Here is a 14,175-nt window from a genome sequence, read left to right as displayed (position 1 = left end):
GTGGATATCGGCGGCACGACCCGCGAGGTGGTCGACTCCCTGCGCGGCTGGCTGGCCGGCGCGGCCGAGCCCGAGCCGCTGGTCGTCTCGACGTCGGGGTCGACGGGGCGGCCCAAGCGCGTGGCCCTCTCGCGCCGCGCGGTGCTCGCCTCCGTGCACGCCACCGAGCGACGACTCGGCTCCTCGGGCGCCTGGCTGCTGGCGCTGCCGGCCTCCTACGTCGCGGGCGTGCAGGTCGTGTGCCGCTCGCTGGTCGCGGGCCACGACCCCGTGCTGCTCGAGGAGCACGACGGGTTCGCCGCGGCCACCGCCGAGCTCGTGCGCCGCGGACCCTTCGCCCTCGGCGCCGCCGAGCGCGGCGACCGCTTCGTCTCCCTGGTGCCCACCCAGCTGCACCGCCTGCTCGACGACCCCGACGACGTCTGGGCCCTGCGCAGCTACCACACCGTGCTGCTCGGGGGCGGCCCGCTCGACCCGGCCCTGCGCGCCCGCGCCGAGACCGCCGGGGTGCGCGTGGTGGCGACGTACGGCTCGGCGGAGACCGCGGGCGGCTGCGTCTACGACGGGGTGCCCCTCGACGGTGTCGCGCTGGCGCTGGGGCGCGACGGGCGGGTCCGCCTCGGCGGGCCGACGCTCTTCGAGGGCTACGACGGCGACCCCGACCTGACCCGCGAGGTGCTGGTCGACGGGTGGTTCCTCACCTCCGACGCCGGCCGGCTCGACGACGACGGCCGGCTCGAGGTGCTCGGGCGCCTCGACGACGTGGTCGTGAGCGGCGGGGTCAACGTGCCGGCGCCCGCGGTGGCGGCCCGGCTGCGCGAGCACCCCGACGTCGTGGCGGCCGAGGTGCTCGGCGTGCCCGACGAGGAGTGGGGCCACCGGCTGGTCGCCTTCGTCGTCGGAGCCCTCGACCTCGACGCCGCCCGCGACTGGGTGGCGGGCGCCCACCCGCGCGCGTGGGCTCCGCGCCAGCTCGTGGGCCTCTCCGAGGTGCCGATGCTGGCCAACGGCAAGCCCGACCGGCTGCGGCTGCGCGCGCTGGCCGCTCCCGAGGAGCAGGGACAGCGGCCGTGACCCACGTCTGGTCGGTGCCGATGACCACCCGCTTCCGCGGCATCACCGTGCGCGAGGGCGTGCTGCTGCACGGGTCGGCCGGCGACGGCGACCCGGGGCGGACGGGCTGGGGGGAGTGGAGCCCGTTCCTGGAGTACGACGCGGCCGTCGCCGAGCCCTGGCTGCGCTGCGCCGAGGAGGCGGCCGCCGGCGACTGGCCTGAGCCGGTGCGCACCGAGGTGCCGGTCAACGTCACGGTGCCCGTGGTCGACCCCGAGCGGGCCCACGCGCTGGTGCTGCGCGGGGGCTGCCGCACCGCCAAGGTCAAGGTCGCCGACCCCGGCTCGACCCTGGCCGAGGACCAGGCCCGGCTCGAGGCCGTGCGCGACGCCCTGGGGCCGAGCGGTCACGTGCGCATCGACGTCAACGGCCTGTGGAGCCTCGAGGAGGCCCTCGCCGCCATCCCGGTGCTCGACCGCGCCGCCGGCGGCCTGGAGTACGTCGAGCAGCCCTGCGCCACGGTCGAGGACCTGGCCCGCGTGCGCCGCGGGGTCGACGTGCCGGTCGCGGCCGACGAGTCGATCCGCCGGGCGGCCGACCCCTACCGGGTGCGCGACCTCGAGGCCGCCGACGTGGCGGTGCTCAAGGTGCAGCCCCTGGGCGGGGTGCGGGCGTGCCTGCGCATCGCCGAGGACATCGGCCTGCCCGTCGTGGTGTCCTCGGCGCTGGAGACCTCGGTGGGCATCGCCGCCGGTCTCGCGCTGGCCGCGGCGCTGCCGGAGCTGCCGCACGCCTGCGGCCTGTCCACCGTGCAGCTGCTCACCGGCGACCTGGTCGCCGACACCCTGGTGCCCGTCGACGGGGTGCTGCGGGTGCCGGGCACGCCCGGGGTGCCCGGCACCGTGGTCGACGAGGACGCGCTCACGCGGTGGGCGGCGCCGCCGGAGCGGGTGGCGCACTGGGAGGCGCGCCTGGCCGAGGTCAGGGCCCTGCGGCAGGATCGACGTCCGTGAGCACCCACGCCGACCCCGCCGAGCCCGCCGAGCCCGCCGAGCCGTCCTCGGCCCTGCTGGCGCGCGCGGTGGTGACCGCGCTCCTGGCGCACGGCGTGCGCGACGTGGTGGTCGCCCCCGGGTCGCGCAACGCGCCGCTGTCCTTCGCCGTCCACGACGCGGCGACCGCGGGGCTGCTGCGTCTCCACACCCGCGTCGACGAGCGGTCGGCGGCCTTCCTCGCACTGGGGCTGACCCGGGCCGGGGCCCGGGCGGCGGTGGTGTGCACGTCGGGCACGGCCGTGGCCAACCTGCACCCCGCGGTGCTGGAGGCGGCCCACTCCGGCCAGCCCCTCGTCGTCGTGACCGCCGACCGCCCGGCGCGGCTGCGCGGCACCGACGCCAACCAGACCACCGACCAGGTGGGGATCTTCGGCGCCCTGGTCGCGACCCACGACCTGGCCGGTCCCGGCGACGTCCCGGTGCTCGACGACCCGTGGGGCCCGGTCCACCTCGACGTCCAGCTCGACGACCCGCTGCTGCCGGCCGCGCCGTGGCGCCCGGCCGTCGTACCGCGGGAGCGCCCCGCGCGGGCGCGACCCGAGACAGCCGACCGCATCCCGCTCGGCCCGCGCACCGTGGTCGTCGCCGGCGACGACGCCGGCCCGCCCGCCCGCCAGCTCGCCGAGCGCGCCGGCTGGCCGCTGCTGGCCGAGCCCTCCAGCGGCTCGCGCACCGGCACCCACGCGCTGCGCTGCTACCGGCTGCTGCTCGACACCGACCTCGCCCGCAGCGTCGAGCGCGTCGTCGTGGTCGGTCACCCCACGCTGTCGCGCCCGGTGATGCGCCTGCTCGGTCGCGACGACGTCGAGGTGTGGGCCGCCCCCGGCCGCGGCGCCTGGCCCGCGCGGCCCTACCGCGTCGACCACCCGCTGGGAGGCGGCCGCTTCGAGCTGGTCGACCCCGCCGCCGACCCCGCCGCCGACCCGACCGCCGAGGTCGCGGCGGAGCCGGTGCGCACGCCGTGGCTCGAGGCGTGGCTCGAGGCCGACCGCGCGGTCGCCCGGCGCCTCGACGCGCTCGTGGCCGCGGAGCCGGGCCTCACGGCCCACGCCGTGGCGGGGGCCGTCGTGCGGGCCACGCCGCCCGGCGGGCTGCTCGTCGTCGGGCCCTCCAACCCGGTGCGCGACCTCGACCTCATGCAGACCGGCTTCGGGGTCGGCGCCCGCCGCTTCGTGGTCGCCAACCGCGGCCTGGCCGGCATCGACGGCATGGTCTCGACCGCGATCGGCGCCGCGCTGGGTCGTCCGCACAGCACCCGGGCGATCGCCCTGCTGGGCGACGTCACCTTCCTCCACGACAGCAACGGCCTGGTGCTGGGGCCCGAGGAGCCCCGGCCCGACCTGACCCTGGTGGTGGTCAACGACGACGGCGGGTCGATCTTCGCCACGCTCGAGCAGGGCGCCCCCGAGCACGCCGACCGCTTCGAGCGGCTCTTCGGCACCCCGCACGGCGTCGACCTCGCCGCCCTCTGCGCGGCGACCCGCACCCCCCACTGGCGGGTGGAGAGCCTGCCCGAGCTCGAGCAGGCACTCGCCTCGCCCGCCGGCGGGATCGAGGTGGTCGAGGTGCGCGTGCCCCGCCAGGACCGCCGTGAGGTCGACGCCCGGATCCGCGGCCTGGCCGCGGACTGACGGCACGGGCCGCCACCGGGGGATGATGGGGCCGTGGAGATCGCCCTGCTGCTGTGTGGACTCGCCGTCGGCGTGCTGGTGTGCACGGCGCTGGCCGACCGGCTCGAGGTGCCGGCGCCCTTCCTGCTGATCGCGGTGGGGGTGGCGGCCTCCTACGTGCCGCAGGTGCCCCAGGTCTACCTCGACCACGACGTCGTGCTCCTCGGCCTGCTCCCGCCGCTGCTCTACGCCGCGGCCCAGCAGACCTCGCTGGTCGACTTCAACGCCAACCGCCGACCGATCCTGCTGCTCTCGGTCGGGCTCGTCGTCTTCACCGCCGCCGGCGTGGCCTGCGTCGTACGGCTCTTCCTGCCCGACCTGCCGTGGGCCCTGGCCCTGGCCATCGGAGCCGTCGTGGCCCCGCCCGACGCGGTCGCCGCCACCGCCATCGGGCGCCGGATCGGTCTGCCCCGACGGGTGGTCACGATCCTCGAGGGCGAGTCGCTCTTCAACGACGCCACCGCTCTGGTCTTCCTGCGCACGGCCCTGGCCGTCGCGGCGGGCAGCGGCCTCGACGCCGGCGGGGTCGCGCTCGACTTCGTGCTCGCCGCGGGCGGCGGGGCCCTGGTCGGCCTGGCCTTCTTCGTCGTGGTCGGCAAGGTGCGCCGGCGCATCACCGACCCGGTCATCGACTCGGCGATGTCGCTGGTCGTGCCCTTCGCGGCGTACGTGCTGGCCGAGGAGATCCACGCCTCGGGCGTGATCTCCGTCGTGGTGGCCGGGCTGCTGCTGGGCCACAAGGCGCCGGTGCTGCAGACCGCGCAGTCGCGCATCGCGGAGCGGCTCAACTGGCGCACCATCGCCTTCGTCCTGGAGAACGCCGTCTTCCTGCTCATCGGGCTCCAGGCGTGGTGGATCGTCGAGGGTGCGGTCGACTCCGACATCGGGCTGGGGCGCATCGCGGCGGTCTGCGGGGCGACGCTGGCCGCGGTGATCGTGCTCCGGCTGCTGTGGGTCTTCCCGGCGCGCTACCTGCTGGTGCGCCCCGGTCCCGACCCCGACCTCGGCCAGGACGCGCCGTGGACCTACACCTTCGTGCTCGGCTGGGCCGGCATGCGCGGGGTCGTGACGCTCGCGGCCGCCTTCGTCATCCCGGAGGGCACGCCCTACCGCGAGGTGCTCCTGCTCATCGCCTTCACCGTGGTGGCCGGCACCCTCTTCGTGCAGGGGCTGACGCTGCCGATGGTGGCCCGTCGGCTGCGGGTGCCCTCGCCCGACCCCGCCGAGGACGCGCTGGCCCGCGCGACCCTGCTCCAGCAGGCCTCCAAGGCGGCGCTGGAGGAGCTCGACCGGCTGGAGTACGACGACCAGCACGGCGCCGTCGACCTCATCCGCCAGCGCCTCGACCAGCGCAACTTCGCCGCCTGGGAGCGCCTGGCCACCGTCGGGGACCAGGAGTCGCCCAGCGACCTCTACTCCCGCGCGCGCCGCGCCATGATCGGCGCGGAGCGCCGCCGGGTGCTGGAGATCCGCAGCGGCGGCACGGTGCCCGCCGAGGTCGTGGCCGACGTGCTGGCCATGCTCGACGTGGAGGAGTCGATGCTCGACGTGGCCAGCGAGGAGCGCGAGGAGCTGCGCGCCACCGCCGTCGGCCGGCGTCTGGGCGAGGTCTGCGCCGACCTGGAGCGCTTCCCCGCGGTCGTCACGGCCCAGGACCCGGTGTGCGCGCGCTGCCTGGAGGACGGCACGACCTGGGTCGCGCTGCGCCAGTGCCTGGAGTGCGGCCACGTCGGCTGCTGCGACTCCTCCCCGCAGCAGCACGCCACCGTGCACTTCCACGAGACCGCCCACGCGGTGATGCAGTCGGCGGAGGAGGACGAGAGCTGGCGCTGGTGCTACGTGCACCACCTCACCGGCTGACCGTGCGGTGCCCGGGCCGGCGGCGGCTCAGGCGAGCGCCTGCTCGAGGGTGCGGGCGTCGTGGCCGGTGACGCGCCGCACGTCGTCGGTGACCCGGGCGCACGACCCGTCGGCGATGGCGGTGTAGGTGCTGACCCAGGCGTCGAGCTGCCAGTCCTCGGCGTCGTAGGCGGCGCGCCGCGAGGCGTAGGCCTGCTCCACGCCCTCGTCCTCGAAGCGCAGCTCGCGGCCCAGGACGGCGCCGGCGCGGGCGGCCACCTCGGTCATGGTGAGCGCCTCCGGCCCGGTCAGCACGTACGTCGCCCCCGCGTGGGCGGCCGGGTCGCGCAACACCGTGGCGGCGACGTCGGCCACGTCGGCGCGGGCCACGGCGGCGACCCGGCCCTCGCCCGCGGGCCCGCGGATGACGCCGGCCTCGTCGGCGAAGAGCGGGAGCACGTCGACGTAGAAGTTGTCGCGCAGGAACGTGAAGCCCATGCCGGTCTCCGCGGCCGCCTCGCGGATCGCGGTCTCGGCGTCGTGGTGGTCGCGGCCGAGGGTGAAGGTGGCCTGTGGGTCGGCGCCGGCGAACGAGGTGTAGACGAGGTGGCGCACGCCGGCGTCGGCGGCGGCGCGGACGAAGGTGCGGTGCTGCTCGCGCCGGTCGACGGCCTCGGCCGCGGAGACCATGAGGAGGGTCTCGACCCCGCGCAGGGCCTCCAGCGACGCGGCGTGGTCGGCGTAGGTGCACTCGCGCACGTCGCAGTCGACGTCGGGGGCTCGCGAGGCGTCGCGCACGAGCAGGCGCAGGTCGAGGCGGAAGTCGGCGCCGGCGAGCTGCGCGGTGACGAGGCCGCCGAGCGCCCCCGTCGAGCCGGTGACGCCCACGGTGCGGGTCAGGTCGGTCATGCGTCCTCCTGGACGTCGAAGCGGATCGGGAAGCGGAGCGCGCCGGTGTTGCCCGACACGGGCAGCCAGGTGCCGGGGCCGTCGGGGCGGGCCCCGGGCAGCCGGCGGGCCAGCAGGGGCAGGGCGACGGCCATGTCGGTGCGCGCCACGAAGTGGCCCAGGCAGTGGTGGACCCCGGCGCCGAAGCCGGCGTGGGGCGGCCGCTCGCGCCGGGCCTGGGCCTCGATGTCGAAGGAGGGGTCGGCCATCGCGGCCGGATCGGTGCCGGCGGCGTGGGAGAGCACCTGCACGATGCCGCCGGCCGGCACGCGCAGGCCGCCGAGGTCGACGTCCTTGAGGGCCTCGCGGGTCACCCAGGTGACCGTGGGGTTGACCCGCATCACCTCCTCGACGGCGGCGGCGCCGAGGTCGGGGCGCTCGCCCAGGAGCCGCCACTGGTCGGGGTGGGCCAGCAGCGTCTGCACGGCCAGGCCGATCTGGTTGCGGGTGGTCTCCATGCCCGCGAAGGCGAGGAAGACCAGCGCCACGCTGAGCTCGCGCCCGGTGAGCCGCTCGCCGTCGTCGGCGGCGCGCACGAGCGTGGTCACGAGGTCCTCCGGCCCGTCGCCGGGCCCGTGGGCCGAGCCGGCGGCGATCCGGGCCCGCCGGTCGGCGACCACCTCGTCGACGTAGCCGGTCAGCCCCTCCAGCGCGGCCTCGATGCGCGGCAGCCGGGCGGCCACGTCGACCGAGAACGACGCCCCCAGGTCGTCGGCCCAGCGGGCCACCTGCGGCCAGTGCGCCTCGTCGAGGCCGAGCAGCACGCAGATGATCCGGGCGGCGTAGGGCTCGGCGAAGTCGTGGACGAGCTCGACGCGCCCGGTGGCGGCGAAGGCGTCGACGAGCTCGTGGGCCAGCGCCTCGAAGCGCGGGCGCATCGCCGCGATCGCGCGGCTGCGGAAGGCCGGGGCGAGCAGCCGGCGCACGCGGGCGTGGTCGTCGCCCTCGAGGCTCAGCAGCGTCTCGGCCCACCAGTCGGAGAAGAGCCCGGAGTGGATGCCGTTCTGCGCCGGCCAGCGGGCGTTGCCCTGCGCGAAGCGGCGGTCGCGCAGCACCGCGGTGCCCTCGGCGTGGCGCAGCACGGCCCAGCCCCACGTGGTCTCGACGTACCAGTCGCGCTCGCGGGCCTCGAGCACCGCGGCGGAGGTGACGTCGAAGGACGGGTCGCCCAGGTCGAGCACGCTCACGTGCCGGCCCGCAGCATGCGCAGGTGGCGCCCGTCGTCGAGCTCGTCGACGGTGCCGTCGAGGCGGAAGCCCTGCCGCTCGTAGAAGCCGATGGCGCGGTCGTTGCCGGCCAGCACCCACAGGTACGCCGCGCGGTCGCCGATCGCCGCCTGCAGCAGCGCGTAGCCGACCCCGGTGCCCCACAGCCGGGCCCGCACGTAGAGCGACCACAGCTCGGTCGCGGTGTCGACGTCGCCGTCGCGCGCCGGGCCCGCGCTGGCGAAGCCGACCAGCTCCTCGTCGCCGCCCGGGCCCACCTCGACCGCCAGCCACAGCGGCTCCTCGCGCGGGCCGGCGAGGATGCCGCGCCAGCGCTCCACCCGGGCCGGCACGTCGGTGCGGCGCTCGTCGAGCACGCGCTGCTCCACCAGCCCGGTGTAGGCGTCGTCCCAGACGTCGAGGTGCAGGTGGGTCAGGGCCTCGGCGTCCTCGGGCGTCGCCTGGCGCAGCCGCACGGCGGGAGCGGGTCGGGGGCTGCTCGTGCTCACCCCTGCATCGTAGGGACCACCCGGGTCGCGGGATGGCTACGGTGGGGGCCATGCGCATCACCAAGCTGGGCCACGCCTGCGTGAGGGTCGAGCACGACGGCGGGGTGCTGGTGGTCGACCCGGGGGTGTTCACCGACGCGGCGGAGGCCCTCGACGGGGCCGGCGCGGTGCTGCTGACCCACGAGCACCCCGACCACTACCTCGCCGAGCACCTGCGCCTCAGCGACGCGCCCGTCGTCACGATCGAGGCGGTGGCGGCCCGCATCCGCGAGGACGCCCCCGACGTCGCCGAGCGGCTCGTCGTGGTCGCCCCGGGCGAGCGCTTCACCGCCGCGGGCCTCCCGGTGCGCGCCGTCGGCGAGCGCCACGCGGTCATCCACCCCGAGCTGCCCCGCATCGACAACAGCGGCTACGTCGTGACCTGCGGCGACCAGCGCGTCTACCACCCCGGCGACGCCCTCACGCCGCCCGGCGAGCCCGTCGACGTGCTGCTCTGCCCGGTCAGCGCGCCGTGGCTCAAGGCCGCCGAGGCCATCGACTTCGCCCGCGAGGTCGGCGCCCCCCGGGTGCTGGCGATCCACGACCGCGTCTACTCCGAGGCCGGCCTCGACATCGTCGACGGCCACCTGCGCCGCTTCCTCGAGCCGGCCGGGAGCGCCTACACCCGGCTGCCCGACGGCGCCGACCTCTGAGCGGGGCGGCCGTGACGGCCTGGGTGCGACTCGAGCTCGACCTCGCGGCCTTCGACGAGACGCCGTTCCTGCCCTGCCTCGACGCCGCGACCGCCGCCGGCGTCGCCCTCACCACGATGGCCCGCCTCGGCGACGACGCGCCGCGGCGCCGTCGCCTGGAGGCGCTCTGGGCGCGCTGCGCCGCCGACGACCCCGGCGCCGACCTGTCCGCGGGGGTGCCCGAGCGGTGCGCGGCGGCCTCCTACGACCCCCACGGCGCGGTCGTCGCGGTCGAGGGCGAGCACTGGGTGGGGCTCAGCGTCACCTCGCTGCGCCCGCTCGAGGGCTACGCCTTCGGCGAGATGACCGGCGTGGTGCCCGAGCGTCGGGGCCGCGGGCTCGCAGTGGCGATGAAGCTGGAGGCGGTGCGCTGGGCGCGCTCGCGCGGCCACACCCGGCTGCGCACCTTCCACCACCCCGACAACGCCGCGGCGATCGGGCTCAACCTGCGGCTGGGGGCGACGGCTCCGTCGCCGTGATGGCGTCGCGCACGGGCACGAACTTCGCCTGGGCCTCGGCCAGCTCCGACTCGGGGTCGGAGTCGCCGACGATCCCGCAGCCGGCGAAGAGGCGCACGGTCGAGCCGTCCACCGACGCCGAGCGCAGCGCGATGCCCCACTCGCCGTCGCCGGAGGCGTCCATCCAGCCGACGGGCGCGGCGTAGCGACCGCGGTCCATGCCCTCGATCTCGTGGATCAGCGCGGTGGCCGCCGCCGTGGGCGTGCCGCCGACCGCCGCCGAGGGGTGCAGTGCCTCGGCCAGCTGCAGCGACGAGACCGTCGCCGCGTCGTGCACCACGCCGGCGACGTCGCTGGCCAGGTGCATGACGTTGGGCAGGTGCAGCACGAAGGGCGCCTCGGGCACGTTCATCGACGAGCAGTGCGGCTCGAGGGCGTCGGCGACCGAGCGCACGGCGTACTCGTGCTCCTCGAGGTCCTTGGAGGAGCGGGCCAGCGCGGCGGCCAGCGCCAGGTCGCGCTGGTCGTCGCCGCTGCGGCGGATGGTGCCGGCCAGCACCCGCGAGGTCACCAGCCCACGCTCGCGGCGCACCAGCATCTCGGGGGTCGCGCCGAACATGCCGTCGACGTGGAAGGTCCAGCACATGGGGTAGCTCTCGGCCAGGCGGCGCAGCGGCCAGCGCACGTCGACCGGCGCGTGGGCGGTGGCGAGCAGGTCGCGGGCCAGCACGACCTTCTCCAGGTCGCCGGCCTCGATGCGGGCCACCGCGTCGGCCACCACGCTCATCCACCGCTCGCCGTCGAGGGCGCCGTCGACGAAGCTGATCCCGACCGGCACCGCCGGGTCGTCGGCGGGGGCCAGGTCGGGTGATCCGCCCTCCTGGTCGGCCGGGCCGATGGTCGTCACCCAGGTCAGGTCGCCGCGGCGCCCCACGACCACCGACGGCACGACCAGCACGGAGTCGCCCGGCTCGTGGGCGAAGGCGAAGGACCCGAAGCAGACCAGGCCCGTGCCCGGCTCGTCGACCTCGTCGTGCTCCACCGAGCGCGCGACCAGCTCGGACCACCACTTCGCGGCGTCGGCGAAGCGGGTCGGCCCGTCGGTGCGCAGCTCGGCGGCGACACCCCAGCCGACCAGGCCCTCGCCACGACGCAGCCACGTCACCGGACGGTCCGCGGGCAGCAGGGACAGCAGCGAGTCGACGTGGCCCGGCTCGACCACGACGGTGCGAGCGGCCAGGGGACCGGCGGCCAGACGGTCCGCGGTCGCGCCGGAGGTCTCGCTGGTGCTCACGTCTCGAGGGTACTCAGCCGATGGGCGATCCCGACCGAGGCGTGGGTAACGTCACCGCCGTGACCACCACTCCCACCATCGCTCGTACCCGCGTCGCCGGCGTCGTCCTCGGCGCCGTCCTGCTGGCCCTCATGGTCGTCTTCGCCGTCGTCCTGCCGAGGATCGACAGCGGCGCCGAGGAGCTCTCCGGCGCCGACAGCGTCGCGGCCCTGCCCGACGAGCTGCCGGGCGGCCTGCGGGCCCTCGACCTCGGCGTCGAGGCCCCCGAGGGCCAGGACCCGGCCCAGGCCGAGGAGCTGACGCAGCGCCAGACCGAGCTCCAGGAGTCGGCCGGCGAGCGACTGAGTGAGGTCTTCGACGCCCCCGCCGAGGTCCGCATCTACGCCGACGAGGCGCTGCAGCGCCAGGCGGCCGTGGCCGTGGTCGGCGTGCCCGCCGGGCTGTTCATCCCCGGCGCCCTGCCGGTCGACCCGGCGCTGCTCGACCTCGCCCGCAGCTCCACCGAGCTCGAGCGGGTCGGCGACGCGGTGTGCCAGCTCACCTACGGGCAGAACGTGCCGGCCGGCCAGCCCGTGCCCGAGGACGACCCCGCCGGCGTGACCTGCCAGCTGGGGGCCGAGGGCACGACGTACTGGATCCAGGGCGGCGGGATCACCGCCGAGGAGGCCGTGGCCGTGCTCGACGACCTCGCCGGCTCCGAGGACTGACCCGGCCCGACCGGCCCGCTCAGGGCAGGCGCGTGCCGTCGTCGGCGTACGCCGCCAGCACGGCGCGCACGTCGACGAGCCGCGGGCGGCCCGCGGGGTCGGGGTCGCCGCACGCCGCCAGCAGCGTCGCCAGCTCCGCCGGCGCGTGGGACGCCACCCGCACCGGGGCCGTACGCCGCGCCCGCCAGCGCGCGGGGGGTGTCGGCTCCTCGCCGCTGAGCGCCTCGCGCAGCAGCACGCCGAGCCCCCACACGTCGGTCGCGGGCGCGAGGCCCTCGCCGGTGACCTGCTCCGGGGCGAGGTAGCCGGGGGTGCCGGCGCCCGGGCGGCCCGCACCGGGTCGCGCGGCCAGGCTCAGGTCGAGCAGCACCGCCTTGCCGTGCTCGACCACGACGTTGCCCGGCTTGAGGTCGAGGTGCAGCCAGTCGTGGCGGTGCAGGTAGCCCAGCACCGAGACCAGCTGCAGGCCGAGCAGGGCGGTGTCCTCGACCCCCAGGGCGCCCTCCTCGACGACCGCGGCCAGGGTGGCGCCGCGCAGGGTCTCGAGCACGACCGCCGCACGCGGGTCGGTGAGCACGGCGTAGCCGCGCACCAGGTGCGGGTGGGTCAGCGTCGTCACGATGCGGCCCTCGCGCAGGACCCCGTCGACGACCTCGCGCTCGTGGCGACGGTCGGCGCGCACGACCTTGACCACGCAGCGGCAGCCGCGCTCCTCGTCGTAGGCATCCCAGGTGTCGAGGCGGCGTCCGTGGGCCAGGCGCTGCACCGCGCGGTAGCCGGGCAGCAGCGGCTCGCCGGGGGCGACCTCCGGCGCGGGTCCCGGCACGGCATCGCGACCGCCCGCGAGGAGCCTCCCCGGGCGCGGCCCGCTCACCGGGACACCGCCGCGGCGACGGGCACCGTGTCGGCCGGGTCGGCCGTGTCGGCCGGGTCGGCCGGTGGGTGGTCGGCGAGGTCCTCGAGCCGCACGACGCGGTCGACGTACTCCAGGGCGAGCGGGTCGTGGGTGAGCAGCAGCACCGTGCGCCCCAGCGCAGGATCTGTGACGGCCTCCAGCAGCCGTCGGGTGGCGTCGGGGTCGAGCCCGGTGGTGGGCTCGTCGAGCACCAGCACCCGGCTCTCGCGCAGCAGCGCGCGGGCCAGCGAGAGGCGCTGGCGCTGGCCGCCCGAGAGCGTGCGTCCGCGCTGCCCGATCCGGGTGTCGTAGCCCTGGGGGAGCCGCTCCACGAAGGCGTGGGCGTCGGCGGCCCGGGCGGCGGCGCGCACCTCGGCGCGGGTGGCACCGGGCCGGGCGTAGGCGATGTTGTCGTGGACGCTGGCGTCGAGCAGCAGCTGCTCCTGCAGCAGCAGGGTGACCGCGGCGCGCACGGAGGTCGCGGTGTGGTCGGCGACGTCGTGGCCGTCGACGGCGACCACGCCGGCGTCGGCGGTGACCTGACGGGTCAGCAGCCGCGCGAGGGTCGACTTGCCCGAGCCGCTGGCGCCCACGACCGCGACCCGCTCGCCCGGCGCGACGTGCAGGTCGAGCCCGCTGACGGCGTCGCGTGCTGCGCCGGGGTAGCGCACGGTCACGGCGCTCAGGTCCACGGCGCCCCGGCCGCCGGGCAGCGCGGTGGCCCCCGCCCGGTCTCCCGCGCGGGGCTCGTCGAGCAGCTCCACGAGGCGCTCGACGCCGGCGGTGGCCGAGAAGAGCGACGGCACCAGGTCGCTGAGGTCGCGCACCGGGCGGTAGCACTGCATGAGCAGGGTGAGGAAGGCCAGCAGCCCGCCGAGGGTGAGGCGGTCGGTGGAGAGCGCCCAGACCCCGAGGGTCACCACGAGCAGCACCCCGACCAGCTCGGCCAGGTCGACGAGCGGCAGGAAGAGGCCCCGCACACGGCTGCCGGCCAGCTCGGCCGCGGCGATCGCGCGGTTCTGCCGGTCGTAGTCGGCAACGGCCTCGCGCTCGCGGCCGTAGGTCTGCACGAGCGTGGCGTTGGCCAGGCTCTCCTCGGTGATGCTCGACAGCGAGCCGCCGCGGCGGCGGCGCTCGCGCGAGACGTCGCGGGTGAAGCGGGCGAAGTGGCTGGAGACCCACCAGAACACGGGCACGACCACGAGCGAGGCGAGCGCGAGCTCCCACTGCAGCCACAGCAGCGCGCCCACGAAGAGCACCAGCCGCAGCAGGGCGCCCAGACCGGTGGCGAGCTGGCCGACCATGAAGCTCTCCACCGCGCTCACGTCGGAGGTCAGGCGGGCCATGGTGTCGCCGAGGCGGCGCCGGTCCTGCACGGTGGCGGGCTGGTGCAGGACGTGCTCGAAGGCGTCGCGCCGCAGGTCGACGAGGAAGCGCTGGGAGACCCAGGTGGACAGGTAGTCGTCGGCGCTCGAGACCAGGCCGCTGGCGAGGTTGAGCGCGAGGTAGGCCGCGGCGAGGGTGAGGAGCGGGGAGAAGTCGGCCGGCACCAGCACGTCGTCGACGAGGCGCTGGAAGAGCACGATCTCGACGACCTCGATGGCCGGGGCGGCCGCCAGCAGCACCAGCCCGAGGGCCAGCCAGCCGCGCAGCGGACGCAGTCGTGGCCAGAAGCGGCGCACGACGGCGAGCACGGTCAGCTGCCGGGCCGCGTCGACGACGGGCGCGGCGTCGGCCGCGGGGCGCAACGAGGCGATCAGCCTCCGCCAGGCTCGGCGCATCGGGGGTCTCCTCCGGTGGTGGGAACGGCC

13 protein-coding genes are annotated in these 14,175 nt (G+C 76.6%); 7 read left to right on the top strand and 6 right to left on the bottom strand.

Going from position 1 to position 14,175, the window contains the following annotated elements; genetic code table 11:
• Genes ASF47_RS15025 through ASF47_RS15010 form a run of 4 tightly spaced genes read left to right on the top strand, consistent with a single transcriptional unit; the run spans position 1 to position 5,638 of the window.
• The gene (locus tag ASF47_RS15025; protein WP_056864838.1) at positions 1–1,074 is read left to right on the top strand and encodes an AMP-binding protein; all 1,074 of its coding nucleotides are present in this window, start codon (positions 1–3) and stop codon (positions 1,072–1,074) included.
• Positions 1,071–2,066 (top strand): o-succinylbenzoate synthase, encoded by a 996-nt coding sequence (locus tag ASF47_RS15020; RefSeq protein ID WP_268778320.1) that lies wholly within the window; start codon positions 1,071–1,073, stop codon positions 2,064–2,066. The genes ASF47_RS15025 and ASF47_RS15020 overlap by 4 nt, the downstream gene beginning before the upstream one ends.
• Positions 2,063–3,739 (top strand): 2-succinyl-5-enolpyruvyl-6-hydroxy-3-cyclohexene-1-carboxylic-acid synthase, encoded by a 1,677-nt coding sequence (menD, locus tag ASF47_RS15015; protein WP_056864837.1) that lies wholly within the window; start codon positions 2,063–2,065, stop codon positions 3,737–3,739. The genes ASF47_RS15020 and menD overlap by 4 nt, the downstream gene beginning before the upstream one ends.
• Before the next feature lie 33 nt (positions 3,740–3,772).
• Entirely contained in the window at positions 3,773–5,638 is a 1,866-nt protein-coding gene (locus ASF47_RS15010; protein WP_056864836.1) for a Na+/H+ antiporter, read from the top strand.
• A gap of 27 nt (positions 5,639–5,665) precedes the next feature.
• On the opposite strand, the gene ASF47_RS15005 is transcribed toward ASF47_RS15010, so the two are convergent.
• Genes ASF47_RS15005 through ASF47_RS21965 form a run of 3 tightly spaced genes read right to left on the bottom strand, consistent with a single transcriptional unit; the run spans position 5,666 to position 8,279 of the window.
• Positions 5,666–6,526 (bottom strand): NmrA family NAD(P)-binding protein, encoded by an 861-nt coding sequence (locus ASF47_RS15005; protein WP_056864835.1) that lies wholly within the window; start codon positions 6,524–6,526, stop codon positions 5,666–5,668.
• On the bottom strand, positions 6,523–7,752 hold the full coding sequence (locus ASF47_RS15000; protein WP_056864834.1) for a cytochrome P450: 1,230 nt from the start codon (positions 7,750–7,752) through the stop codon (positions 6,523–6,525). The genes ASF47_RS15005 and ASF47_RS15000 overlap by 4 nt, the downstream gene beginning before the upstream one ends.
• Entirely contained in the window at positions 7,749–8,279 is a 531-nt protein-coding gene (locus tag ASF47_RS21965) for a GNAT family N-acetyltransferase (protein ID WP_082500378.1), read from the bottom strand. Before ASF47_RS21965 ends, ASF47_RS15000 begins: the two co-directional genes overlap by 4 nt.
• 50 nt (positions 8,280–8,329) lie before the next feature.
• On the opposite strand from ASF47_RS21965, the gene ASF47_RS14990 reads away from it, so the two are divergent.
• Together ASF47_RS14990 and ASF47_RS14985 are read left to right on the top strand one after the other, a co-directional pair.
• A complete protein-coding gene (locus tag ASF47_RS14990; RefSeq protein WP_056865233.1) occupies positions 8,330–8,971 on the top strand; it encodes an MBL fold metallo-hydrolase in 642 nt (213 codons plus the stop codon).
• A gap of 11 nt (positions 8,972–8,982) precedes the next feature.
• Positions 8,983–9,489: a GNAT family N-acetyltransferase gene (locus tag ASF47_RS14985; protein WP_056864832.1), complete on the top strand. Its 507-nt coding sequence runs from the start codon at positions 8,983–8,985 to the stop codon at positions 9,487–9,489.
• Here the strand turns inward: ASF47_RS14985 and ASF47_RS14980 are convergent.
• Complete coding sequence (locus ASF47_RS14980; RefSeq protein WP_235558768.1) at positions 9,452–10,762, bottom strand: isochorismate synthase; 1,311 nt, start codon at positions 10,760–10,762, stop codon at positions 9,452–9,454. The genes ASF47_RS14985 and ASF47_RS14980 overlap by 38 nt on opposite strands.
• A gap of 59 nt (positions 10,763–10,821) precedes the next feature.
• On the opposite strand from ASF47_RS14980, the gene ASF47_RS14975 reads away from it, so the two are divergent.
• Positions 10,822–11,469 carry a hypothetical protein gene (locus ASF47_RS14975; protein ID WP_156697936.1) on the top strand — a complete coding sequence of 216 codons (648 nt, stop codon included), beginning with the start codon at positions 10,822–10,824 and terminating at the stop codon, positions 11,467–11,469.
• 19 nt (positions 11,470–11,488) lie between these two features.
• Here ASF47_RS14975 and ASF47_RS14970 read toward each other — a convergent pair whose 3' ends face one another.
• Together ASF47_RS14970 and ASF47_RS14965 are read right to left on the bottom strand one after the other, a co-directional pair.
• Positions 11,489–12,295 carry a serine/threonine-protein kinase gene (locus ASF47_RS14970; RefSeq protein ID WP_056864830.1) on the bottom strand — a complete coding sequence of 269 codons (807 nt, stop codon included), beginning with the start codon at positions 12,293–12,295 and terminating at the stop codon, positions 11,489–11,491.
• Positions 12,296–12,339: 44 nt separating this feature from the next.
• On the bottom strand, positions 12,340–14,145 hold the full coding sequence (locus tag ASF47_RS14965; protein ID WP_056864829.1) for an ABC transporter ATP-binding protein: 1,806 nt from the start codon (positions 14,143–14,145) through the stop codon (positions 12,340–12,342).
• Between the last annotated feature and the right edge of the window lie 30 nt (positions 14,146–14,175).

The organism is Nocardioides sp. Leaf285, assembly GCF_001422955.1.
GTDB classification, from domain to species: Bacteria; Actinomycetota; Actinomycetes; order Propionibacteriales; family Nocardioidaceae; genus Nocardioides; species Nocardioides kribbensis.
This window is presented reverse-complemented; position numbering and strand designations above follow the sequence as displayed.

Excerpts from the sequence above, each read along its gene's own strand:
- ASF47_RS15005 (WP_056864835.1), bottom strand. The coding sequence starts at position 6,526 with ATGACCGACCTGACCCGCACCGTGGGCGTCACCGGCTCGACGGGGGCG.
- ASF47_RS14990 (WP_056865233.1), top strand. The coding sequence starts at position 8,330 with ATGCGCATCACCAAGCTGGGCCACGCCTGCGTGAGGGTCGAGCACGAC.
- ASF47_RS14965 (WP_056864829.1), bottom strand. The coding sequence starts at position 14,145 with ATGCGCCGAGCCTGGCGGAGGCTGATCGCCTCGTTGCGCCCCGCGGCC.